This is a genomic window from Streptomyces sp. NPDC001514 (assembly GCF_053597075.1).
Genome location: NZ_JBSFHO010000036.1, coordinates 71,183 through 92,994 on the forward strand (window position 1 = coordinate 71,183; position 21,812 = coordinate 92,994).

Below are 21,812 nucleotides of genomic sequence, written 5' to 3' on the forward strand. Positions count from 1 at the left end.
ACGCTCACCGCCGGTTTCTCCCTCGAGGTTGGGCGGCCTGCTCGAGAATCCGCTGGCGCGTCCACCGCCGACGCCCGCCCTTCTCCGCAAGCGCGTCAGGGGTTTCCAGCAAGGGCAGGTTGCCCTGGGACAGGCTGCTGGAGAAAGAGTTGACACTCTTGAATCCCAGCAGTGCCGCCGCCTGTGACGCTCCCAGGAGCTCGTCGGGGTCGCCGTCGACGGGGACGTCGGGCAGTGCGGGGGCGGTGCGCTTCGCGCCGGCGTGCTTACCGCGGCCGGGCCGGGTGGCCATCCAGTCCAGCAGGGTCTGCACACGCCACAGCTGCCGGCGGTAAGGGTTTTCGGCGGTGCCCAGCTCTTCGACGACGTCCGGGTCGGGGAAGTACCCGGGGTGGTCGCGGACGAAGGTGGTGACCTGGTTGGGGTTCTTGTAGCCCAGGAACCTCGAGGCCTCCGCCGCGTTCAGCAGGTCCTGCGGGTCACGGGAGGGCGGCGTGTGTTCGCGGAGTCGTGCCGGCGGGCGGTTGGCGAACCACTCGGTGACCTCGGCGTGGTCCCACAGGCGGGCGCGGCCGCGCTTGCCGGCGGTTTCCGGGAAGCCGTTCTCGGCGCGGTCGTTGTAGAGACCGCTGATCCGCGCGGGCGTCAGGCCCTGCTCAGCCGCGATCTCGGCAGCGTCGGCCAGGCGAGGCTCACGGCGCGAGGTCATGGCAGAACCGTCCGTCCTGTCAGAGGGCGAGCCGGCCTGCCCGGCTCACAACTCACATAATGGCAGGAGTTTGGGGTGGGGGTCCAGTACGCCGCCCAGGTTTTCCCGGCCGGCGCAAGGAAGAAGTCATTCCTCCGGGATCAGGCACACACCGCGGCGGGCCGCGTCCTCGGCCATCTCCGTATAGGCCAGGGCCGCCGGAGTCATCTCCCACTCGGCAAGGGCGAGCAGCAGGACCAGCTCGTCGCGGTCCTGGGACACGTCGCACGGCATGCCAGCCGCGGTCGCGGCCGCCACCAGATCCCCGCCGGACAGCCCGGCGAAGCGGGCCGCCACCGTGTCGCGCAGGCCCTCAAAACCCTGCTGATACAGCTCGCTCGCTTCGCGCAGGAGCAGCACCAGGTCCTCGTCGTGGCTGGCCGCTGCGGCCGCGGCGAGGTCGAGGAGGCGCTGGGTAGTCGTCGTCATCATCAGCAGTATGCCCTTCAAGAAAGATCAGAGGCTTCCGGAAAATCTCAGAGCGGAGCGGCACAGCCGTCGCACGGCGATCGCCGTGTCCGCCGGGCACGGCGGGCCAGGTCGGGCTCCTTGCGGGGCTCCTTCTCCAGGGCCGCGCGGACCTGCTCCTCGAGGGCGGTGAACTCCGGGCCGTCGTCCGGGCAGACCACGCCCGGGTCAGGCGCCCCGCAGGTCGCGGCGTGCCGGATCAGGTCGGTGATGCGCCAGTCGGCGCGGAAGCTGTCGCCCCGCACCTGCTCGACCTCGGCGTACAGGTCGGCCAGCCGCGGCCGCCGGCCGACGGAGAGCAGCACGTCGTGGCGGGAGGCAAAGACACACAGCGAGCACGAGCAGCGGGAGGTTCCGGCCCAGTCGCCCGCGCCGGGCACCGAGTCGTACGTCCAGCAGTACGGCACAGGCGCGTCGGCGTGCCACTCCTTGACCGCGTCGGTCGACCAGTCCTTGACGGGCAGCCACTCGTCCACGACCCGCGCACTGTTGGCCTGCACCGTACGGAAGGCCGCCCGCTTCTTGCGGTCGGGCCCCTCGTCGCTGCGCAGACCCATGACCTTCAGAATCCGCACCGGGCGGCCGAGCTCGCGCTTCAGGCGGCTGACGATCGGCGTCCAGGCGGTGGAGACCACGCTCTCCTTGGCGCTCTTGCGGCAGTACGGGCTGCCCATCCGAGGGAAGCGCCCGTACGCCGCGATCTCAGTCAGCAGACTGTGCGGCATCCGGGTGCCACCCGGGCCCGGCATCGTGCGGGTGACCTCCAAGTGCCGGTCGGCCGGCACCCCGAAGACAGCACTCTGCAGCGCGGCGAGCTCGGACACCCCGGGATAACGGATGCCGCCGAAGAAGACCGGCGGCCACTCCAGCACCCCGAGGCTGGAGTGGTAGGAGATCACCCGGTCGTCCACGCCGGCGGCCCGACGGCTTCCATGAACACGGCCATCATGACCGCGCTGTCCTTGCCGCCGGACAGCTGGGGCGCCAGCAGGTCGTAGGAGGTCAGGTCGGGTGCGGTGGGCGGGCGGTGGTCGATACGCGTAGGCATGGCAGCTCCAAGGAGACGAGAACCGGGGCGGTAGGACTGGGCGCCCGATCGCGGGCGGCGGGCGGCGGGCGGCGGTGCCGGAGCAGCGGTCACGCCGCTGCGGGCTCGGGGTCGGGACGCTTGGGGTAGGGCCGCAGCACGGGGAGACCGAGCTCGATCTCCTCCCGCTCCTGGCGGGTTCGGCCGAGCCGGAACACGTAGCGGTGCGCCCCGCGGTGCCGGATGTTGCGGGCGCCGACCGCGACCAGGGCGTCGCGTAGCCACAGGGCGGGGTCGCAGCCGGGCCGCGGCCGCGGAGCTCCGAGCGCGACGAGCTGGGCGGCGGCGTACTCGTGGCCCTGCTCTTGGCGGCGGATCTTCTGCGCCGTCCGGGCGTGGAAGACGGTGCCGTCCGGCAGGAGCTTCACCGTCCGTGCGGTTGCCCGGCCGGCGTACACGGCGTTCGTCGCCGCGTAGATCGTCCCGACGTGCCCCGGCATCACCAGAGCTCCGGAGGCGGTCCGGCGCGGGACGGGGTCGGCGAACGAGACAACGCCACGTACCCCGTCATCGAGCAGAGCATCGAAGCAGCGGGCGAGGAACCACGACTCCGAGTTGCCGGGGCACTCATCAAGTAGGACGAAGCGGGAGCACTCCAGCGAACGTGTACGGGCGGAGGTGCGGCAGGGGGTTTGGTGAGGACCGCCGTACTGGCCGGAACCCCGAACACGGCCACGCCGCACAGCCGCCGCTCGCTGCCGGAGACGTCGTACAGGCCGAACTGCACCTTCACCGCCGGGTACGACCGGGCGTAGTGGTGCCCGAGCACGAACGTCTTGGCTGGCTCTTCGTCGGGGATGACGTCCACTCGGTAGCGTCGGGCATCGAAGCCGCCATCCCGGACGTGCCGCCAGGAGTGCTTGCCCTCGCGCCACCGCTGGCACCAGGGCGACACCGTCGGGGTCTCTGCCAAGTCCTCGAACGGCAGACCCTCTTGAACCGGGAAGGTCACTGTCCCTCCCCGTCCGCGGACTTTTCGGACGGGCCTGTGCCCGGGCCGGGGAGGAAGCTGAGCTGATCGTCGGAGATGGAGGGAACGCGACGCCGCCGCCCCGTCCTCGGCCTCCTCGCTGTCGGAGTGTCGACGGGCGCCGTGACGTCGGCGGGGTGGTTGCAGGGGCATAACCACCGGCAGGGCCGCTGACCCGGCCCGTACTGAATGACGGCAACCACGAAGCCGCCGCGGTCAGTGATGGTGCCGGCGTGGTCGTCGATGCGAGGGCCGTTCGCGCTGACGCACTGGTCGTGGTGACCGGAGCCGCAGGGGTGGCAGATGCCGCGCTCGCACGAGCACCAGCGGTGGAAACCGCGCGGGTAGGAGTCCTCGATCTTGCGTAGTCCCTTGGTCCAGGCGTTCGCGCGGATCCAGGCGCCGTCCTCCTCGGTTATGCGGGACGGCAGGGTGGAGGGGATGGGGTCGAGGATGCCCATGATCGATGCGCCCACGAAGCGCAGCCAGGTCGTCATGTCTCGTCTCCAAACAGGGTTGGGGCGGCGTGGAGTTCGTTCATCCAGGCCAGGAGGCGGGGGAGGTTGGTGTCGGGCCCGAAGGCGAGGTAGGTGCCGTCGCAGCTGGTGCAGCCGAAGGCCTGCGCGATGCGCAGCCGACGGCGGGAGTTGACGCGGCCCATGTGGACGGCCAGTCCGCGCTCGCGGGCCTCAAGGGCGAGGCGGTGGGCGGCCGGGCTGATCTTCCATGCCGTGCTGCCGGCGAGGAACAGCACGTCGAAGGAGCTCCAGGGGATGAGGCCGTGTTCGCTGCCGTCCTGGGCGGCGAAAGCGACCGGGATGCCCAGGGAGCGGATCCGCTCCAGCCACGGCAGCGACTCGGCCAGGGTCGCCGCGGCGTCCATGGGGACGTCGGGGGCGACGGCCCACAGGCAGCGGTCGCACCCGTAGCGGTCGATGGTCGCCTTCAGCCAGGTGAACCAGGCTTCGGCGCCGGGCCAGCCTTTGCCGAACTTGCCGTTGTCGCAGGCGTACAGGGCGCTGGCGGGGATCACGTTGCCCTGGGCCGGGGTCGTCATGCAGGCCAGGAGTCCGGCCTGCATGGCGGCCCGTACGTCAGCTGCGGACGGCGTGGCCAGGTACAGCACGGCGCGGGAGCGAGGCGCGGGCAGGGGCTAAGAGCATGAGTGTGCGCATGGCGGGGCCTTCCGGAGGCGGTGGTCGGGGGCTGTTCAGGCGAGCGGGAGCTGGGCGGCGGCGCCGGAGAGCAGTGCGTCCCACTCCTCCTCGAAGGCCTCGTCCTGCTTGTTGATCACGCGGGCGGGGGCGGTTGCGAAGAGTTCCTCCGCCATTGGCCACGCCTTCGTGCGGGGGAGGACCCAGGAGCGGGCGCGCCCGTAGATAGGGTCGTGCTCGACGTCGACGTGGTGCCGCTCGGAGACGGAGATCAGCCGCCGGGCGAGCTGCTGGGGGTGGCCGAGGTCGACGCGCTCGGTGGAGCGCATCACCGGCCGCCGTTTGCCGGAGTCGGACAGCAGGAACAGCCGGCGTACGTGGTAGAGCGCCCACGGCATGTCGAGTTCGCGCTCGAACGCCTCCAGGCACGCCCGGTCCCGCGGCCGCGTGGGGTCGAACATCTCCAGGAGGGTCTTGCGGCCGTAGAGCTTGGCGTTGGGGTTGAGGCTCATCGCCGTGTACTCCAGGCGCAGCACCTCACCGGCGATGTCCGGGTGGGAGCGCATGCGCTCCATGTGGGCGGGCAGGGCACCCATGGAGACGGGGAAGCAGCAGAAGGTGCAGTACGACTTCGGCCAGTGCACGCCGAACCGGTCCAGGAGATAGGCCTCGCACTGCTGCCGGTCCCAGCCCCAGTCGATGAGCGGGAACACGCCCGTGCGTCCGGGCACCTTCGAGGCGGCCTGGTCGCCGAAGCGGCGGCCTTCCTCGTCGGCGTTGAAGCCCATGATCTGCCTGAACGGGCGGCCGCCGAAGACCTGGGTGATCCACCGGTCGCCGACCTCGCCCTTCGCCCGCAGGCTGCACTTGCGGACTCCGGCCTGCTGCGGGACTGTCCCTACGGACTCCAACTCGTCCCACAGCGTCCACAGGCCACGGGCGTACAGCCGCTCGGGCTGGCGGGAGTCGTCCAGGACCGTGATCCCGTCGGCCTTCAGGTGCCCGGCCCGCGCCAGCTGCACGAACCGCACGCCGCGGGAGCGCAGCAGCGGGAGCATGAACTCCTCGCACAGCAGCCGGGTTTCGGGCCACTCGCTGCCGGTGGCCATATAGAGAACGGCGGTGCGCTCCAGGTCGATGCCGTGCGCGGCGGGGTCGGTGAGCATCCTCGCGAGGTAGGCGGTGGAGTCCGCGCCGAGCCCCCAGTTGATGACGGTGTCCAGCTCGTCGTCGGTGGCGATGCCGGGCAGCGACGGCGTGAACGCGGTGCGGGGCATGGCGGTGAGTCACTCCTTCGCGGTCCGGTCGGGCAGGGGCTGGGCGGGGATGATGAGGACCAGGGCGTCGGCGAGCCACGGGTCGCAGGTCGGCCAGGGGTGGCCGTTGGAGAGCACGACCACCGGGCCGGGTTCGTGGGTGAGGTGGCAGCACACGCCGCACTGGCAGGTCGGGGCGTAGGGATCGGGGTGGGCGGTGTACTGGTCGTTGAAGTAGTCCGCGCCGCGCAGGGAGACGGCGGCCAGGATCAGGTCGCCGTCGACGACGTCGCCGGCACGGGCCACGCGCGCGTGGACGGGGTCGGCGAGCAGTGGGGCGTGCTCAGCGTCGGCGGGGTAGGCGGTGACGACGGCCTCGAAGAAGTCGACGTGCTCAGGCACGGCACGGTCCTCTCCCGGGGCCCGTGCCAGACCGTGAACGGCCCGCACGGGAGGGCGGTTGGGGTTTCAGAGCAGGGCGAGCGCGGCTGCGGGGTCCCGGACCAGGACAGCGAGCTGCTCGGCGAGCAAGCGGGCGCTGCCGCAGGAGCGGACGTCGCCGTCAGCGGGAGCGGCGAGCAGGGGCCGGTTGAGGGCGACGGCGGACTCGGCGGTGCGGGTCGCCTCGGCGTGGTCGAGGGCCTCGATGAGGATCACCGCGCGGGCGAGTGCGGGCGCTGGCCTTGAGCGTCGCGCGGCTTGTACTGGGCCAGGCGTCCGCTGTTGTCGCGGCGCACGCGCTGCGGCCAGACCTCGGCGGGGGAGTAGCGGTCGAGGTCGGCGGCGACCTGGTCGGGGGGTGAAGTGGGCGGCCAGCGCGGCGCGGGCGGCGCGTTCGGGCAGGGCGGGCTTGGGCATGGCGGACTTTCGGGCATGGGCGGCACCGGCAGGCGAATCGGTGCCGCGCCGGGGTGGGCGGTGAAGGGGAAAGAAGGGGGAGAGTGTCAGCCGCCGACGTGAAGGGGAGGGCCGTCGGCGGCGGAGGCGGGGGTGTTGGACCAGCCGGAGGACCTTTGCTCTTCCCACCAGGCGGGCGGGTTGCTCGGCCGGCTGGTGGGAGGGCGGGGCGCGCTCGGCATGGCGGGTTGAGGCGTCGGGGGTGGGGTGACGGGAGCGGCGGCGGCCGGGCTGGGCAGGCTGGCTTCGGTGTAGGCGATGCGCTGGCGCAGGCTGATGCCGATGTCGTCGACGCTCACGTAGATGGAGTTGTCCTTGATCTCGGTGATGCGGCCCTTGACCAGGACGGTGACCCCGCTGGCGAGGGACTCGGTGGCGTTGCGCGCGAGGTCCCGCCAGGCGGTGCACACGTAGGAGATCGGGGTCCCGTCCCGCCACTGCCGGGTGCCTGCGTCCCACTGGCTGAGGGTCTCGGTGAGGCGGAAGCGGCAGACGGCGATGCCGGATTCGGTGAAGCGGCATTCGACGTCGCTGGTGACGGTGCCGGACACGTGCGTGATCGACGGGGCCATGCGAACACCTCCTATATCAAATAATAGTGTGTTCTCGTGCTGAGTCAATCCCCCCTCGTCCGCTGCATCCAGCGGCCCAGCCGTCGCAGCCACTGCCGCCACCCTCCGGCTGCCGCTCGCGCGGGTGTGGCGCCCCCGCTGAACACCGTGGGGTCCTCGACCTCCACGTGCAAAGGCATCGTCTGCCCGGGCTGGATGAGCAGCTCGTCGGTGGTGTCGAGGTGTACCGATACCCGCACGGCCTGCATGTCCGCGTCCAGGTAGGCGAAGACCAGAACTCCGGCGATTTCGATGCACGGCAGGCCTTCGTCGTCGGGGCCGGCCATCGGGTGGAAGACGGCCGCACTGTTGACCTTGGCGCAGACCTCACTGTTGACCTTGGCGCAGACCTCTTCGTCCGGGAAGCGGAAGCCCTCCGGAGCAGGCAGGGTCCGCACCAGCCTGCCGATGTCGTCGGCGTACAGCGAGTAGCGCTCGCCTGCGCGTTCTGCCTCCGGCCCGTAGTACAGGTCGACGACCTCACGGTCGTTGAGGGGCGGGCACTGCGGGATGCCGTCGTCCCCGAGCACGTTGTCCCAGCTGCTGCGCACGTGCCGCGCCAGACAGGCCAGCGCGGAATCCTCGTCGGCCCAGAGCGTCACCTCGGCCTCGTGCCGGTCCTGGCGGCGCAGCACCCAGACGCTGCCCGCCACGTGCTGCGTGCGCGTCACCGGGCGGGTCAAGTCGAAGCGCGCGAGCCAGTCACCGAGGATGTCGACGGTGTCGGCGCCGGGCCACTCATCGGTGCGCTCCTTGAGGTCGTTCATCTGCTCGTACAGCTCGATGACGGCTGCGCCCTCGGGCGTGGCGGGGTCGGGCGTGATCACGAAAGACTCCTTCAGCGAAGGGATGGTGGGGCGAGTGGGGGTTACGGATTGCCGTCCAGGAGGCCGCGCACCAGACCCATCAGGCGCTCCTGTTCGGCCGTGAGCTGGGCGGTGCGCAGGACGCCTGCGGAGGACAGGCACGTCGAGGCTGATGCCCGAGGGCGCATCGGGCCGGTCGGGCAGGAAGACCAGGCGGTAGTTCCGGGTGTGGATCATCCAGGCCTCGTACCGGTCGGCTGGGCTGCCGCTGCGGGCGGCGTGGCCCTCGTCAGGCTTGAGGGACGGGCACGGGCAGGACGGATCGGTGCAGGGCCGCCCGGCAGGGTGGCTGGCCAGGACGGGACGCTGCCGGTAGTGAGTGGCCGTGCCGTTGAGCATGGGACAGTGCGCGGCGGCGTACGGCACGCACTCGGGGTGCAGCGCCGGTTCCGGGGAGCAGCCCTGGGTCACGTCGGCCGGGCGGACGATCAGGAAGCACCCTCGTCCAGTGGCTGGCCGCAGATCTGGCACAGGCGGTGCAGGAAGGCGGTACGGGCCCGCTCGGCATCGAGACTGCCGAACACCGCGTGGCCGCCGTGGATCAGGGACACCCACGGCACCACCAGCCCGCCCGCCAGAGGCCGGCGCGCACAGCGTTGGGGGATCCGGTGCATCGGTGACGTCCTTCGGATCTCGGGAGGGTGAGTTGGATGGGAGCGATGACGGCCGGGCATCAGCTGCCCTCCGGCGGGGGAGGGCCGGTCAGGAGCGTTTCCCAGTGGGCGTAGTGGCAGTCGGTGGCGGCGTGCAGGCGCAGGTGCAGCCAGGCCAGGTCTTGTCCGGCCCGCAGGACGGCTTCGGCGTCGATGGCCGCGGCCCGGGGATACGCCGTGCCGTCGTCGGGGTCGGCGGCCGCCACGATCAGGCCCGGCCGGTGGGGCAGGTGGCGGAGCGTGAAGTTCGTGTAGCTGTGGTCGTCCAGGAGCACGAGCGGAGCGCTCTGGTACTCCTCGGAGGTGAACAGAGGTGACGGCAAGTGCTTCAGGGGGATCGGGCACGGCAGCAGCCCGATCGGGTCGTCGTCGAAGCGGTCGCTGATGACCAGCACCGGCTGGTGGGGTCTCTCCTCAAAGGCATGTGCGGAGGCGGACATGGTGGGTGACACGTCGCTTTCGTGAGGGGGCGGGACAGCCGGACGGGCTGTCCCGCCTCGCGCGGGTCCGGTCAGCCGAGCGGGTAGAGCACCAGGGCCTCGACGGCGCTGTCGGGGAGGTTGGCGAACAGCTCGCGCAGCTCCTTGTCCTTCTTCAGCTCCTCCGGCAGCGGGAAGACCTCGCCGACGAAGTCGTTGTAGGTCGGCGCGTACCGGGAGCGGCTGTAGCTCGCGAACGGCGAGAAGGCGTTGCCCTCGATGTCGCGGGACAGCACGACCAGCGTGCCGCCGGGCAGGCCGCGCCAGTCGCTGCGGACCAGCTGTCGCAGCACGGCCAGCGTCAGGGGACGGTCGGGGACGTCGGCGTCCGGGTCGGACGACGTCTCTTGCTGGTTCTCGGGCATGACTGCCTTTCACACGGCGGCCGGGCGACGGGATCGCGCAGCCGATCGGACGGGGGAGGGGGCTCCGCCTGCGTCGCGCCGGGCGGCGCGACGCAGGCACGCGGGTCAGTCCTCGATCAGCTCCAGGCAGGAGACCGGGACGCCGTTGTCCGGAAGCGCCGGACGTTCTCCGGGATGCGGTAGTGGCTGTTGCGGGGGTGGGCGCGCAGCTGCCGGGTGGATTCCTCGTCGAGAAGGAAGCCCGCACGGCTGCCGGTGCGGTTGCGTTCCTGCACGGTGCCCGTCAGGCCGCGCAGCAGCTTCGAGCGCAGCGCGGGGGTGATGCGTGCCCGGCGCCCCGACTGGATGTGAGCGAACGCGGCCTTGTCGATGGCGCGGAGCCGCTGCGCGGCGGCCTCCTGTACCTGGGCGACGGCTGCCGCGTCGGGCAACTGCCGGATGAAGTCCCGGACGTCGTCGATGGTGATGGGCATGCTGGCTCGCCTCTCTGCGTGGAGGGGGAGGGGACGACCGGCCGGGCACGGCGCGTGCCCGGCCGGAGCTTGGTGGTGAGAGGGAGGGGCAGACGGTCAGGCGTCGGCGTCGGGCCGGTGGCTGGCGACGGCCTGCTGCTCGACCTCGGACAGCTGGTAGCTGCCGTCGTCGGCCTGGCCGAGGGCTTCTAGGAGCAGCAGGTAGGCGCCCTGGAGTCGGTCGGGGGACTTCCACAGGTAGACGTGCGTCATCCGGGCCGTGTCGAACTGTTTGGGCTCGCGGATGGCGTCCTCGAACGCGGCGGCGACCTGGGCGAACAGCACGTTGGCCAGACGGTTCTTGGGGAAGCTGGCGGCGGTCTCGGAGGCCGAGTCGTTCTCGGGGTCCTTGGCTCCGAGCAGCAGCGCCACGGTCTTGGTGCGCTGCTTGTCGGCCCACTTGCCGTAGAAGCGGGGCAGGTCCAGCAGGATCTGCTGGGCGAACAGCCGAGCCTCCTCGGGCAGGGTCTTACCGCGCACCAGCCGCTTGACGAACTCCTGCCTCGGTCCGGCGGCGGCCTTCCAGGCCCGGTTGCACGCCACGGTCCGGGCCCGCTCCTCGGCCTTCTGCTCGTCCTCCTCCGTTTTCGGCTTCTTCGGCTGCGACCGGACCTTGTGGCCGTACGCGGCCGGGTCGGCGCAGTGCCACACGGGCCGGTGCTCCTCGTCCAGCCGGGCGCTGTGGCCGGGGCAGTTCTTGTGGTTGTCCTCGGTGAGCGGGTTGCCCAGCCCGCTGGTGAGCTCCGTCAGGGGATGGGACGGGTCCTTCTCGTAGGACGGCACCCGGCCCAGCAGCGGGATGTTCGCGGCCTTCAGCTCCTCCTCGGCCTTGGCGCGGGTCTGGGCGTCGGCCTGTTCGGCGCGCAGCAGGGCCATTTCCTGGTCCCAGTGGCCGCGCCCGCCGTTGCCCTCGGCCTGGTCGCGCTGGAGTGCCCGCATGAGCCGGTCCTCCGCGCCCCGTACGTTCTCGACCTCGGCGAGCTGGGCGGTCTGCTCCAGGTCCATGCCTGCGGCCGCCGTACGGCGCAGGGTGGCGTCGGTGAGCTTCTGCGCCGCCTTGGCCTGCTTGGACGCGTTGCGGCCCACACCGAGGGCCTTGGCGGCCGTGCGCCGGTCGACATCGCTCATGTCGATCAGGGCGAGTTCCTGGGCCCGAAGGGTGTCGCGCTCGCTCATGCCCTCGCGGTGGTCGTTCTCGACCAGGGACAGAAAGCGCGTCCAGCCGTCGCGGCCGACCAGGTCCTCACGCACGTACGCCTTGACCAGGCGTGCGGGGCGGCCGTTCTGCTCGGCGTCGGTGTTGGCGGTCTGCGCAGCCTGGGCGCGCCGCCAGCCTTTGAAGACGCCGTAGGTTCCGTCGGGCCGGGGCCGGACACTGATGGGCTCCTCGACGCCGAGTTCCTTGACGGAGGCGATGAGCTTCTCGTCCGGCTCGGTGTCGTGCTCGCGCGCGTTGCACTCGTCGCGCACCAGCAGTGCCGGGTCGAGCTTGACGACCTGCGGCGCGGCCTCCTCGTGTTCGTCGCTCTTGTCGGTCGGGGTCGAGACGGCGGTGGCCATGCGGCTCTCCTTCTCCTTGCCTCATCGGCGAATTGGCGGGGACCAACTCCCTGCATTCCAAATAATAGTGTGAGTCTCAGTGGAGGCTAGATACTCCCTGACCTGCGGAAACGCTGGTGTGGCGCGCCGCTTTCACGCCTGAACTGCCCTGTGTGCGGCGCCCGTTCGGCACTTGGGGGCGTGGGGTACGGGCGGTGGCCGGCCAGCGGCCGGGCTCAGGCGGTAGGCGGGCGCCGGCTGCGGTGGTGGGCGGTCCGGATCTCGGCGTCGAACTCCGGGTGCTGCCGGGATGCGGAGGGTAGCAGTGCGTTGCGGATGTCCATGGCTCTGGTGAGGACGTCCAGTTGTTCGGGGGTGAGCACCCAGGGGCCCTGCTCGTCGGCGTCCAGGACGGCCAGCAGGCCTTCGGCGGCCCGGACGTCCTCGGTGCGCCGGTACGCCGGGTGGGTCCTGTCGAGCCGCAGGGCGAGGATCAGGCGCGCGCCCAGGTGCGGGGCGTGGCAGCGCCGGGTGGGGGTGATCACCTGGTGGCCGTCCGGCACGGCGAGGACCTGGAGCACGTCCGCGAGCACGACGAGCCGTTCGTCGCTCTGTACAGGGAACGTCGACTCGGTGACCAGGCTGCCGCAGGACCGGCAGGCGTAGGAGCCGGGATCCCGGGGCGCGTAGCGGCCCCCGTGGCAGATGTGGCAGAGGATCGGAACCGGCATGGCGCGGGCCTCCTACGTGCGGGCGCCGCAGCGCCCGCACGGATCGACGGTCAGGGTTTCAGGCGGGTGACCTGGCGGGTGGGCAGGTGGATGCGCAGGGCGTCCTCGTGCCCGGGCGGGTCCAGTACCGCGAGCCGGTTGAGGGCGTCAGCCAACTCCGGGTCGGCGAACACCTCCTCAGCCAGCGCCGTCTCGCCCACGGGTACGACCATCGCCGTGGTGCGGGTGTGCCTGAGGACCGGGACGTCCTCGGTGCTCGCGAGCGCCGCGACGAACGGGCTCCATCCGACGTGCATGCCGTCCGCGGCCCGACGCTCCGTCGTCGTGAAGTACGCGGCGACCACCGGGCGGCCGTCGCCGGGCTGCTCGGCCGCGAACTCCGTGACCCGGTCGACGACGACCTGCCGCCATGCCTCCTCGGTGGCCGAGAGGGCTTCGATGATCAGCGCGTCCAGGGCCCTGGGCGCAAGTCGGCGGAGCGCATCACGCACCGGAGACTCGGTCGGCGCGGCCAGCAGTTCGGCCAGATTGAGGGACTTCATCGGCGGTGTCCTTCCTCGTGTGCGGCTGGCGGCGGCCGTGCCCGCCGTCCGGGCTCCCGCACCACCAACAACATTAATAATAGTGTGTTCTGTGTGGGTGTGAACCCACCTTTGACCTGCTGCTTTGCTGCTTTGCCGCTAGTCGCGGTCTCGGCGAGGCGGGAGCGGGAAGCTGCGCCGGGGGTCGAGCCGCACGCACCGCTCGCAGTAGGCGGTCACGCGGTTGGCGGTGCACTCGCCCCACTGGCACTCGAAGTCCTCGCGCGGGCCGCACAGCAGGCACCGCCACAGCGCGATCCCGTGCAGCTCGCACAGCTCCCGGCGCTGGCGCTGGGGCAGGGCCGCAAGGGCGGGACGGGGACGCTCGAGACGGGCGGGCTCGGCGGTCGGGAAGGACTCCTCCCCGTCGCGCACCCAGCGCGGTGACAGCTGGTCGAAGCGCTCGGGCGTGGTGTAGTACGGCCGGCCGGCCGGACTGAACACCATGGCCAGATGGCCGTCGGAGACGAGCGCCTCCAGGCGGCGGTGGCTGAACTCCCCCATCAGGGAGAGCATCTCGTCCTGGCGCAGGCTCCAGGCGTATCCGTACCGGCGCAGGATCCGCCGCTCGGCGGCCGCCGGGCCGCTCTGGGCGGCGTCGAGTGTCTCGACGGCCGCGACGGCGGCGGCCGGGTCGGAGTCCAGTTCGCGCGCTGCGGTCTCGTGTCTCGACGGCCGCGACGGCGGCGGCCGGGTCGGAGTCCAGTTCGCGCGCTGCGGTCTCGGCGGCCGGACGGGTGGTGTGGCTGCTGAGCGCGTACCCGTGGACCTGGTCCACGACCTGGTGCGCTCCCTCGTGCTCGGCGACGGCGTACCGGACGGGCGGCTGGGGGCGGGGGCGGGGCATGACGGAACTCCATCTGCGCAAGGGGGCGGAAGGGCTGGGGCAGCTGGCCAGCTGACGTGGCGCGGTGGTCAGCGGGTGGGCAGCGGCAGGTGCGAGGAGAAGGCGAAGTGGCCCAGCTCGCGCAGGGCGCCGGCGGTGCGTTCCACGGCCTCGGGGCTGTGGTCGGCCGGGCGGGTGTACGCCTCGATCTCGCTGTCCCAGGCGAACCCCTGGGCGGTCAGGGTCTCTTCGGTTTCTGCCGTGAGGTCGGCGGAGGACCTGGGGGCGGCGACCAGTCCGTGAGCGGGGTCGGGTGCGACCAGGAACACCGGGTCTCCTTCCGTCGCGGGCCGCCCGGACGGGACGGCCCGCAGGTCATGGCGGACGGCTGGTCAGTTGGTGACGGTGACGGTGTAGTCGGCTTCCAGGACGGCGAGCGCGGCACGGATCGCGGCGCGGGTCTCCGGGCTCGGCACCGAGTAGGGGAAGTCCAGCGCGTGCACGGCGTCGTCCAGGTGGCCGTCGGGCATCGGCAGCACGTAGCCGCTGCGGTAGAGGGCGACGGCGGTCGCGGTGGCGACGCGGCTGCGGTTGTAGGCGACGGCCTCCTCGGCGCTGACCTCGGTGCCGAACGCCTCCCTGGCGGTGGGCGGCAGCGGCGCGATTCCGGCGGTGAAGCGGCGGGCGGGAATGCGCAGACGGGCCGGTCGCAGGGCGCGGCGCAGCATTCGCAGCATGGCAACTCCTGATGCAGGAAGCGGGGGAGGGGGAGAACGAAGGGGCGTCGGCGCGGAGCGCCGGTACGGCGGGGACGGGATCTTCCTTGACGCCGGGGGCGGGCTACCGGCTCACAACATCCATAATAGTGGATTTTGGGGAAGCGGGAACCCACCCCTGACCTGCCCATTTCACTCCCGCGGGGCCTCGGCGAACGCGGCCGGCATGGGGATCACGCAGTCGGGACGGCCGGACGCTTCGACCGTCACCCACTCCCCCGAGGCGCCGACGACGGCGCACACGCTGTCCACCCGGACGGGGCCTTGCTGCCCGGGCGGGCGGGACGTGTGCTCCCAGACGATCCGCGTGCGCCGGTACTCCTCATCGATGCGGGCGCCGGGGAGTGCGCCGGCCACGGCCTCGGCGACGGCGCGACGGCCATCGGCCTCCGCCTGCTGGCGGGCTGCGAGTTGGGAGGCCAGTTCTGCGGCCTCGGCGTGCAGCGGGTACAGCCGCCGGGTGATCTTGCGCGCCACGTGGCACGCGCTGATCGCTGTGACTCCGATCGACGGGGTCTGTACCTGGGACTCGTCTGGGAGGGCCGCGTAGATCTTCAGTCGGCCGGGCTGCTGGTCGTCGGGCTGGCACATGCGCAGGGCGCGGCCGTCGCCGTCGACGATGAGCCGGGCCAGACCGCGCTCGTACTCGGGCAGCAGGGCGGTCCGGCAGTGCGTGCCCAGTTCCCGGGCCACCTCGTCGGCGAATGCGTCGAACTGCTCCTGGGTGGTCAACTCCTGCAGCATGGCGGCGTCTTCACTCCTTCGGGCGGCGGCTGGCGGGGTGTCCCGCGGCGGGCGGTGCGGCCGCGGCCTGGTCGCGGCGCTCGGCGTCGCGGCGGTAGTCCTCGGCGGTGTAACCGGTGTCGCATGTCGGATTACACAACTGGCCCGGGGGCGCGCCGCAGGTCTCGCACCGCTCGTCGAAGTCCTCGGGGCGAAACGGCGGCAGACTCACGGGGTGTCCTTGATGTGCTCGGTCACCTTGTGGGCGGACAAGACCGGGGTGGTCGTCGCCAGTTCGCCGCAGCTGCCCTGCCAGATCTGCGCCGGATTGGACGGGGAGATCTGGAAGTTGGTGGCCGGGCTGACCTGCCACGTGCGGCCGCGCGGGTCAGTGACGGTGTAGGTGAGGTACTGCGGGGCGTCCTGGCGGCCGTTGTCGGTCCAGGTAAGGCCGGCCGCGGTGAGGGCGCGGCCGAGCTGGGAGCAGCGATCTGGGGTGGCGTGGTCGAAGGTGGCCAATGCGCGGTCCCCTGTCTGTGATGCGGCGGCGGGTGTGAGGCGGGGTGGCGGCCGGTCAGGTGCGGCCGGACGGCCGGGGCTTGCGGTAGCGGCACAGGAAGCGCGCGGCCCATTCCCGGCTGGTGAAGCCGGGGATTCCGCCGCCGCTGCCCGGGTGGTTGCCGGGATACTCGGCAACCCACCTGCACACCTGCGGGTCGTGCCAGACGACCCCGTAACTGGTGCTCGGGTCCTGGCGGTCGAGGACCCGGTAGCCGTACGAACCGGTGTTGCGGGGGAACGTGAACTTCTCGGGCATCGCGGCCCTTTCGGTCGGTCCTGGGTGTGGGAGGGGGCGGTAAGGGGGGACGGAGACGCCCCCTCCCACAACATCCATAATAGTGTGATCAGGGGTGGTGTGAACCCGCCCCTGACCTGCGGCTTTTGAGGCCGAGATCAGCGCATGAGCACGCGGGGGCCGGCGGTGACCGCGTCGGGCGGCTGGTGGTCGCGGTAGTCCGAAACCTTCACGTACCCGCCGGGCATCGTGTCCAGCCGCAGACCGGGTCCCCAGTCGTCGGTCATGTCCTGGGGGAGGTTCTCGACGTCGTCCGCCTCGACCTGCCCGGCCCAGCCGGTCACTTCGCGGCCGAGTGCCCGCCGCCATGCCAGCAGGATGGGGAAGAGCTGGCCGCAGTCGTCGACCAGGGCGACCGCGCGGGCCTCGTCCGGGCCCGGGCACTCGGCGTAGGTGGGCGCCTCGGGGCGGCTGCGCTCTCCGAGGGTCATCAACCAGCGCATCGTCACGACATCTCCAGTTCCAGGCGCGCCGCGTGCGGGGCACAGTGCGCAGCGGATTGCGGGCGGCGGGCCGGGCGCGGTGAGCGCTGCTGGGTCCGCAGGGAGTCGGCTTCGGCCTGGGCGCGGCGGGCGTGCTCGTGCTCTCGGGCGGCCTCGGTGAGGCAGTAGGGGGCCCACCACTGCTTCACGCCGGCGGTGCGCGCCAGCGAGTTGGGGAGCACCGAGTAGGGAAGGTCGGCCAGCATCAGCAGCAGGACCGGGTGTGGGCAGGCGGTGAACCACCGTACGACGGTCCACCAGGCGGCCACGGCGGCGCGCCGCGCGGGGTGGGCGGCGCGGGCCTCCCGCTCATAGCGGGCGGCTTCGGCCTGGTGGTGGGCGGCCGACCAGGTGAGGAAGCGCAGCAGGGCGGCAGTGTCCCGCTGCCGGGAGAGGTTCAGGATCGCGGGCAGGTCGTCGCGCTGCGCGGCATGGGCGGCGCAGGCGCGCAGGACGGCGGTGAGTGTCGCCGCCGTCTTCTCGGACGGCTCGTGCCCGGCGGCGGACTCCATCGGGTACACCGTGACCTGGGGGCGGTGGGTGTGGTCGTCGTCGTAGAGGGTCAGGCTGCCCCGGTAGCCGCTGCGGCTGCGGGCGAGCCGCGGCAGGTCGTCGTCGGGGGCGGTGGTCTCAAAGGCGTTGACGGGGCCGAGACAGGCGCGTAGGGCGGTGAACTGGTCCCAGCGGTGGGGGTGGTGGGTGCCGGTGACGTGCACGCTGCCGCGCATTGCCCCGCCCAGCTCGAAGATGACGGCGTCGGCCTGGCGGAGGCCGGCGGCGGCGCGCACGGGGCCGGCGGGCGTGTCGATGGTCAGGCTCGGGCTGGTCATGGGCTGCGGCTCCTCGTCGGTCGGTTCGGTGAGCTGGGGCCTGCCGCCCCGCGCTCGCCGAAGGGGAGGGCGCGGGCGTCGGGGCGGCAGGTCTTCGGCCAGTGGCGCTCTGGCCGGGTTGGCCGTTCCCGCCTCCCCGGGGGGAAGGGGGAGATGGGAACGGCGTCTGTGGGGTTACTCCTGCGGCGGCTTGTGGCGGCGCAGGTTGTCTCGCTCGGTCAGGGACACTTCCTTGCCGCACGGGCATTCGCCGTAGCGGCGGCCGTGCAGGTGGAAGAACTTCGGGCCGGTGTTCTTGGCGTTGACGGTGCGGATGGTGCCGGGGACCGGGGTGGTGTTGGTGCAGTAGCCGTGCGCGGTGACGGCGGGCTTCTCAGCCACGGGGGCCCTCCTCGTCGGTGTCGGGGATCTGTGTCAGGACCGGGGCGTCGTAGACCTCGCGCCGTACGGCGGGGATGCCGGGGCACGGGATGACGGCTTGCTGGAGCTCGGCCGTGTCCATGGGGTGCAGCCACCCGTGCCGCACGGTCCAGCCGCACGCGCGGGGGTGGGGTTCGGCGGCCGTGGTGGCGACCAGGACGGCGCTGCGTACGGTGCTGCCCTCCAGCGCGAACACCAGCAGCGTGCGCAGCGCGCAATAGTCGTCTTCGTCGAGCACTGCCAGGCGTAGCGGGGCGGTGCCGGCGGAGAGGTCGGCGTGAGCCCGGACGAACGTGTCGTCGGTGCGTTCGGCCACGAGGTTGATCGTGTGTTCGCCGTCGCCGAGTGCCTGGACCAGGGCAGCAAGCGCGGTCAGGGCGCGGCTCATGGCGGCCGCTATGGCGGCGTCGTTGGGGCGGGTGAGCTCCGGGCGTGCGGGCATGCGGGTACTCCTTGCGGACGGGGCGGTGAGCACCGGGGCCGGCGCACGTGTCGTGTGGCGCGGTGGGGGTCTTCTGGGCGCGCGGTCTGCTCCGCAGACGCGTCGCGCTGCCGCTACGCGGCAGAGGGCGGGGCGGGCGCGCTCCGCGCTCCCTGGCCGGGTGGGGGGCGCTCCGCGCTCTGGGACCGGGCGGGCACCCCCGGACGGCCGGGAGGGGTACCCGCCCGGCGCTGGGCGTGGGGCCCGTGCGGGCCGGGCTCGGGGAGGTTCCCGGCCCGCACGGGGGTCTGTCAGCCGTGCGCGGCGGCGGCCGTCAGGGCGGGCAGTGCGAGCGCTTCCAGGGCGGCGGCCTGGTCGGCGTCCGTGAGGGTCTGCGCGGTCGACGTGACGGCCTGCATCACGCCCCCGGCCGTCATCTGACCGCCCCGCACGAAGTGCGACAGGATCATGTCCTTGGCCTCGGCACCGATGCTGAGCGACTTGGTGACGTGCTCGATCGTCTTCGTCGGCTCGGCCAGCGTCTTACCGGCGGCGGCCTCCATCGCGCGCACCTTGGCCTCGACGTACTCCCGCGACAGGAACGTACGCACGGCGTCGGCGGTCTTGGACGTGATCAGCTCCAGCGTCTTGCGCTGCGTCTGGCCGGACCAGGACACGACACCTTCGTCCTGCTTGCCTCCGAGGTGCACGGCGCGCATGACGTCCTTGGTCTCGGTCAGGCCGTTGCGGCACACCTGGATGACGGCGCGCGGGGTGATGGTGTACGCCCCTGCGCCAACCTCGCTGTTGGTGATGACGAAACCGGCCGAGATCATCGGCAGCTCGTCGCCGCTGCGCCCGTCGAACGGCGAGCGGTAGCCGCGCAGCAACTCGCGGGCCTGGACGGCGACCGCTTCGGACTCCACGCGCACATACATGCGCCGGTCCGTCAGGTCGCACCCCGTGACGCGGGTGGGGTGGCCGGACTGCTGCACCCCGTCCAGCGCGGCCAGCAGCATGTCGAAGTTGTCCATCAGCTTGTAGCTGTCGGACAGCAGCGCGCGGGCCACGCCCTCAGCGGGCGGCATGCCGGGGCCGCTCTCGCCCCGGAACGCGCGGAGCATGAAACGGCGCTCCGGCTCCTGGCGCAGCCACGCGTTCACGTTCTCGTCCAGCAGCGGAACGTTCTCGGTGCGCATACGGCGCAGGTAGGCGAGCGGGATGCGGAGCTTGTCCGAGATTCCCTCATCGGCCACGGCGGTGGGCCGGTAGATGCCGTCCACGTCCGTCACCCCGTCCTCGGTGATCAGGGACTCGATGCCCTCGACGTGCACGTTTCCCTCACGGAACCGCAGCGCGGCGGCGGGGGCGATCACGTCCAGCTTGCGCCGGTTCTGGTCCTCCAGGATGCGAACCAGGTCGGAGAGGTCGGCGTTACGGGCACCCGTGGGGGCCACGTTCGTGGCGCGCTCGGCGAACTGCTGAGTCATGCGGTGTTCTCCCCTTCGTGTTGGCTTCTGCGGTTCGGGGGCGGGGCCACCACCCCCGAACAACTTCAATAATAGTGTGTTTCAGGGGTGAGTGAACCCACCCCTGAACAGCACACTTAGACCATGGTGCGGTAGTCGGCCAACGGCGTCAGGCTCGTCCGCCGCACGTTCGTGACCATCGGCACCGGCGCGACGCCGCGCATCTCGCACAGGTCGTACCGCAGTTCGGGGGCCTCGCCGAACGGGTCGGCGTGCGCGTGGATCGCGCTCACCCAGTAGGTACCGTGACGCTGCGTCAGGCTGCCGTGATAGTCGACCTTCTGCCACAGCACCGGTCCGGCGTGCTGCGGGTCCAGACTCCGCGCAACGGCGATCACCAGTTGATCCGCCATGCGCTCGGACATCAGCAGGACGAACGCGCGCGCGATCGTCTCGCGGTCTACCGGCACATCAGTCATGGCCGGGCCCGTGTGACCGGTGCGCACACCCATCGCCCAACCCAGCTCGAAGAACGGCCGGACCATCTCCAACTGCTCGTGCGGCACCCTCAGCGCGTTCGGGTCGCTCTCGCTGCGCGACAGCTCCCGCAGCGCGTAACCGGCCTGCTCCCGCTCCGCGTCCGTGAGCGGCGCCCCGGCCTCCTCGGCCTGCTCCGCAATCCGCGTGCTCTCCACGGTTGTCCCTCTCTTCTCGGTGATGCCGGGTGGAAGGGGGCGCCCCGTCCGGGGCGCCCCCGGGCGCATTACTTCAGGAACCCGCGCGACCGAAGGAACTCGGCCGTGATGTGCGCGACTCCGCGCGGCTTGTAGATCTGCGGGAATCGCCGCATCTCCACTTCGGTGCGCCCCTTCTCGTCCGGCTCGATCAGTTCGTGAACGAGCCGGTAAGGACGGTCACCCGTCGGCATTTCCAGCACGACCGGACCAACCTTGGTGTCGAAGCGAATTCCGGTGTAATTCGCGTCGGAGTTGTGCACGATGTTCGCGCCCGCCCGCTGGCACAGCAGGGGCAGGAAGTTCGCGATTGTGCGGGCCTGAATTGCAAGGCCGGTCATGGGCGCGTCCTTACCGCCGCGCACCCGGCGGACGATTCCGTCAGAGATCTGGATCTCCACGTCTTCCCCTTCGTTGGTTCCTTGCGGTTCCCGGGGGTCGCCTCCCCTGGTACTTCAAATAATAGTGGATGTTTTCCCCGAGGGGAAGACCTGTTGCACCCCGTGTTGCGGTAGATGTTGCGTCCTGATGTTGCGTCAGGTGTTGCGCCGGACGTTGCGCGGTTTTGCGGCCGGCCTCCGCATCACCCCAGGTAAGCGGCCTGCGGGCGTGTGGTCGGCCTGCTGACATCCCCTCTACTGCCACTTCTCCCGTACCGGTGTTGGGTTGGGATGGGTGCGGGACGTGAAGCGAGTGGCGGTCTCGGGGATCGGGCGGAGGGTGGAGTGTTGCGCGTCGGCTGCACCGCCGCGCTCCGGCCGGTCGTGGGGGGCCGACTAGTTGGACTGGGAGTCTGGGGCCGTTAGGAGGGATGCTGTGGGTTTCGGCTTGAGATTCCGCCAGCATCTTGTGCCGATGGAGCTTTGGGGTGGGCGCGATGACATCCGCTGTTCTTGGCGGTTCGGGCTCTCGAATTACTACCGACTTACAAACGTGGCATCCCTCGGGGGTGTGCTCCGCTTTCCCCCAACGCTACATGGTGCATCACGTTGATGCTCAACCCGACCCGAACAGCGCCCCCTCCCCTCCTAGTCAGCCTGAGTCCGCGTCAGCGGACGCGAAGGGCCTGGAGGCGAAGCCGGAAGGCCCCAGGGCCGGGGGAGCGCAGCGGACCCGGCCCCAACTGAGCGCAATGCAGCCACCTTTGACCCTGGAGCGAAGCGGAGGGGCCAGCCTCGGCAGAGCCGAGGCGTGGTGAGCGAAGCTCACCGCAACTCCCCGGCGAAGCCGGGGAGTTCGCACCCCGCGGAGCGGGTACCACATCGCTGCGCGATGTGCAAGCGAACCGCCTTGCTTCGCAAGGCGGTTGCGCACCCCGCGAGTCGGCCTTGTGCTTGACCATGCCGGTGCCGGTGAGG

The 21,812-nt window shown here is 71.3% G+C and carries 34 protein-coding genes; all 34 read right to left on the reverse strand.

Annotated features, from left to right (window positions below; translation table 11 throughout):
- Positions 1-4: 4 nt before the first annotated feature.
- Positions 5-709, reverse strand: coding sequence for a hypothetical protein (locus ACWCXB_RS30150; protein ID WP_450726917.1), 705 nt, complete (start codon positions 707-709; stop codon positions 5-7).
- A 126-nt stretch (positions 710-835) separates the two neighbouring features.
- The gene (locus ACWCXB_RS30155) at positions 836-1,177 is read right to left on the reverse strand and encodes a hypothetical protein (RefSeq protein WP_450726918.1); all 342 of its coding nucleotides are present in this window, start codon (positions 1,175-1,177) and stop codon (positions 836-838) included.
- 47 nt (positions 1,178-1,224) lie between these two features.
- Positions 1,225-2,127, reverse strand: a complete 903-nt coding sequence (locus tag ACWCXB_RS30160; RefSeq protein WP_450726919.1) for a phosphoadenosine phosphosulfate reductase — start codon at positions 2,125-2,127, stop codon at positions 1,225-1,227.
- Positions 2,112-2,264 carry a hypothetical protein gene (locus ACWCXB_RS30165; RefSeq protein WP_450726920.1) on the reverse strand — a complete coding sequence of 51 codons (153 nt, stop codon included), beginning with the start codon at positions 2,262-2,264 and terminating at the stop codon, positions 2,112-2,114. Before ACWCXB_RS30165 ends, ACWCXB_RS30160 begins: the two co-directional genes overlap by 16 nt.
- Positions 2,265-2,353: 89 nt before the next feature.
- Positions 2,354-2,986 carry a Mom family adenine methylcarbamoylation protein gene (locus ACWCXB_RS30170; protein ID WP_450726921.1) on the reverse strand — a complete coding sequence of 211 codons (633 nt, stop codon included), beginning with the start codon at positions 2,984-2,986 and terminating at the stop codon, positions 2,354-2,356.
- 265 nt (positions 2,987-3,251) lie between these two features.
- Positions 3,252-3,770: a DUF6248 family natural product biosynthesis protein gene (locus ACWCXB_RS30175; protein ID WP_450726922.1), complete on the reverse strand. Its 519-nt coding sequence runs from the start codon at positions 3,768-3,770 to the stop codon at positions 3,252-3,254.
- Entirely contained in the window at positions 3,767-4,399 is a 633-nt protein-coding gene (locus ACWCXB_RS30180; protein ID WP_450726923.1) for a hypothetical protein, read from the reverse strand. Before ACWCXB_RS30180 ends, ACWCXB_RS30175 begins: the two co-directional genes overlap by 4 nt.
- Positions 4,400-4,483: 84 nt before the next feature.
- The gene (locus tag ACWCXB_RS30185) at positions 4,484-5,704 is read right to left on the reverse strand and encodes a hypothetical protein (protein ID WP_450726924.1); all 1,221 of its coding nucleotides are present in this window, start codon (positions 5,702-5,704) and stop codon (positions 4,484-4,486) included.
- Between the two features lie 9 nt (positions 5,705-5,713).
- Positions 5,714-6,085 carry a hypothetical protein gene (locus tag ACWCXB_RS30190; RefSeq protein ID WP_450726925.1) on the reverse strand — a complete coding sequence of 124 codons (372 nt, stop codon included), beginning with the start codon at positions 6,083-6,085 and terminating at the stop codon, positions 5,714-5,716.
- Positions 6,086-6,151: 66 nt separating this feature from the next.
- Positions 6,152-6,340 carry a hypothetical protein gene (locus ACWCXB_RS30195; RefSeq protein WP_450726926.1) on the reverse strand — a complete coding sequence of 63 codons (189 nt, stop codon included), beginning with the start codon at positions 6,338-6,340 and terminating at the stop codon, positions 6,152-6,154.
- Positions 6,337-6,558 carry a hypothetical protein gene (locus ACWCXB_RS30200; protein ID WP_450726927.1) on the reverse strand — a complete coding sequence of 74 codons (222 nt, stop codon included), beginning with the start codon at positions 6,556-6,558 and terminating at the stop codon, positions 6,337-6,339. Before ACWCXB_RS30200 ends, ACWCXB_RS30195 begins: the two co-directional genes overlap by 4 nt.
- 69 nt (positions 6,559-6,627) lie before the next feature.
- Positions 6,628-7,152, reverse strand: a complete 525-nt coding sequence (locus ACWCXB_RS30205) for a single-stranded DNA-binding protein (RefSeq protein ID WP_450726928.1) — start codon at positions 7,150-7,152, stop codon at positions 6,628-6,630.
- Positions 7,153-7,196: 44 nt separating this feature from the next.
- Complete coding sequence (locus ACWCXB_RS30210) at positions 7,197-8,018, reverse strand: hypothetical protein (RefSeq protein WP_450726929.1); 822 nt, start codon at positions 8,016-8,018, stop codon at positions 7,197-7,199.
- A 467-nt stretch (positions 8,019-8,485) separates the two neighbouring features.
- Complete coding sequence (locus tag ACWCXB_RS30215) at positions 8,486-8,671, reverse strand: hypothetical protein (protein ID WP_450726930.1); 186 nt, start codon at positions 8,669-8,671, stop codon at positions 8,486-8,488.
- A 59-nt stretch (positions 8,672-8,730) separates the two neighbouring features.
- Positions 8,731-9,162: a hypothetical protein gene (locus ACWCXB_RS30220; protein WP_450726931.1), complete on the reverse strand. Its 432-nt coding sequence runs from the start codon at positions 9,160-9,162 to the stop codon at positions 8,731-8,733.
- 59 nt (positions 9,163-9,221) lie between these two features.
- Positions 9,222-9,554, reverse strand: coding sequence for a hypothetical protein (locus ACWCXB_RS30225; RefSeq protein ID WP_450726932.1), 333 nt, complete (start codon positions 9,552-9,554; stop codon positions 9,222-9,224).
- A 116-nt stretch (positions 9,555-9,670) separates the two neighbouring features.
- On the reverse strand, positions 9,671-10,027 hold the full coding sequence (locus tag ACWCXB_RS30230; RefSeq protein ID WP_450726933.1) for a hypothetical protein: 357 nt from the start codon (positions 10,025-10,027) through the stop codon (positions 9,671-9,673).
- Between the two features lie 96 nt (positions 10,028-10,123).
- Entirely contained in the window at positions 10,124-11,626 is a 1,503-nt protein-coding gene (locus ACWCXB_RS30235; RefSeq protein WP_450726934.1) for a ParB/RepB/Spo0J family partition protein, read from the reverse strand.
- Between the two features lie 215 nt (positions 11,627-11,841).
- Positions 11,842-12,336, reverse strand: a complete 495-nt coding sequence (locus tag ACWCXB_RS30240; protein ID WP_450726935.1) for a hypothetical protein — start codon at positions 12,334-12,336, stop codon at positions 11,842-11,844.
- 50 nt (positions 12,337-12,386) lie between these two features.
- The gene (locus tag ACWCXB_RS30245) at positions 12,387-12,878 is read right to left on the reverse strand and encodes a hypothetical protein (RefSeq protein WP_450726936.1); all 492 of its coding nucleotides are present in this window, start codon (positions 12,876-12,878) and stop codon (positions 12,387-12,389) included.
- A 138-nt stretch (positions 12,879-13,016) separates the two neighbouring features.
- Positions 13,017-13,421, reverse strand: coding sequence for a hypothetical protein (locus tag ACWCXB_RS30250; RefSeq protein WP_450726937.1), 405 nt, complete (start codon positions 13,419-13,421; stop codon positions 13,017-13,019).
- Positions 13,422-13,832: 411 nt separating this feature from the next.
- Entirely contained in the window at positions 13,833-14,072 is a 240-nt protein-coding gene (locus ACWCXB_RS30255) for a hypothetical protein (protein WP_450726938.1), read from the reverse strand.
- Between the two features lie 63 nt (positions 14,073-14,135).
- Positions 14,136-14,480 carry a hypothetical protein gene (locus tag ACWCXB_RS30260; protein WP_450726939.1) on the reverse strand — a complete coding sequence of 115 codons (345 nt, stop codon included), beginning with the start codon at positions 14,478-14,480 and terminating at the stop codon, positions 14,136-14,138.
- A 171-nt stretch (positions 14,481-14,651) separates the two neighbouring features.
- Positions 14,652-15,263: a hypothetical protein gene (locus ACWCXB_RS30265; protein ID WP_450726940.1), complete on the reverse strand. Its 612-nt coding sequence runs from the start codon at positions 15,261-15,263 to the stop codon at positions 14,652-14,654.
- Between the two features lie 10 nt (positions 15,264-15,273).
- Positions 15,274-15,474: a hypothetical protein gene (locus ACWCXB_RS30270; RefSeq protein ID WP_450726941.1), complete on the reverse strand. Its 201-nt coding sequence runs from the start codon at positions 15,472-15,474 to the stop codon at positions 15,274-15,276.
- Positions 15,471-15,761, reverse strand: a complete 291-nt coding sequence (locus tag ACWCXB_RS30275; RefSeq protein ID WP_450726942.1) for a hypothetical protein — start codon at positions 15,759-15,761, stop codon at positions 15,471-15,473. The genes ACWCXB_RS30270 and ACWCXB_RS30275 overlap by 4 nt, the downstream gene beginning before the upstream one ends.
- 55 nt (positions 15,762-15,816) lie before the next feature.
- A complete protein-coding gene (locus ACWCXB_RS30280; protein WP_450726943.1) occupies positions 15,817-16,059 on the reverse strand; it encodes a hypothetical protein in 243 nt (80 codons plus the stop codon).
- Positions 16,060-16,196: 137 nt separating this feature from the next.
- On the reverse strand, positions 16,197-16,541 hold the full coding sequence (locus ACWCXB_RS30285; protein WP_450726954.1) for a hypothetical protein: 345 nt from the start codon (positions 16,539-16,541) through the stop codon (positions 16,197-16,199).
- A 2-nt stretch (positions 16,542-16,543) separates the two neighbouring features.
- Positions 16,544-17,410 carry a hypothetical protein gene (locus ACWCXB_RS30290; protein WP_450726944.1) on the reverse strand — a complete coding sequence of 289 codons (867 nt, stop codon included), beginning with the start codon at positions 17,408-17,410 and terminating at the stop codon, positions 16,544-16,546.
- A 174-nt stretch (positions 17,411-17,584) separates the two neighbouring features.
- Positions 17,585-17,791 (reverse strand): hypothetical protein, encoded by a 207-nt coding sequence (locus ACWCXB_RS30295; RefSeq protein ID WP_450726945.1) that lies wholly within the window; start codon positions 17,789-17,791, stop codon positions 17,585-17,587.
- The gene (locus ACWCXB_RS30300) at positions 17,784-18,272 is read right to left on the reverse strand and encodes a hypothetical protein (RefSeq protein ID WP_450726946.1); all 489 of its coding nucleotides are present in this window, start codon (positions 18,270-18,272) and stop codon (positions 17,784-17,786) included. The genes ACWCXB_RS30295 and ACWCXB_RS30300 overlap by 8 nt, the downstream gene beginning before the upstream one ends.
- A 290-nt stretch (positions 18,273-18,562) precedes the next feature.
- Positions 18,563-19,741 (reverse strand): DUF932 domain-containing protein, encoded by a 1,179-nt coding sequence (locus ACWCXB_RS30305; RefSeq protein WP_450726947.1) that lies wholly within the window; start codon positions 19,739-19,741, stop codon positions 18,563-18,565.
- Between the two features lie 116 nt (positions 19,742-19,857).
- Positions 19,858-20,415, reverse strand: a complete 558-nt coding sequence (locus tag ACWCXB_RS30310) for a hypothetical protein (protein WP_450726948.1) — start codon at positions 20,413-20,415, stop codon at positions 19,858-19,860.
- Positions 20,416-20,483: 68 nt separating this feature from the next.
- Positions 20,484-20,855 carry a hypothetical protein gene (locus tag ACWCXB_RS30315; RefSeq protein WP_450726949.1) on the reverse strand — a complete coding sequence of 124 codons (372 nt, stop codon included), beginning with the start codon at positions 20,853-20,855 and terminating at the stop codon, positions 20,484-20,486.
- Positions 20,856-21,812: the final 957 nt, after the last annotated feature.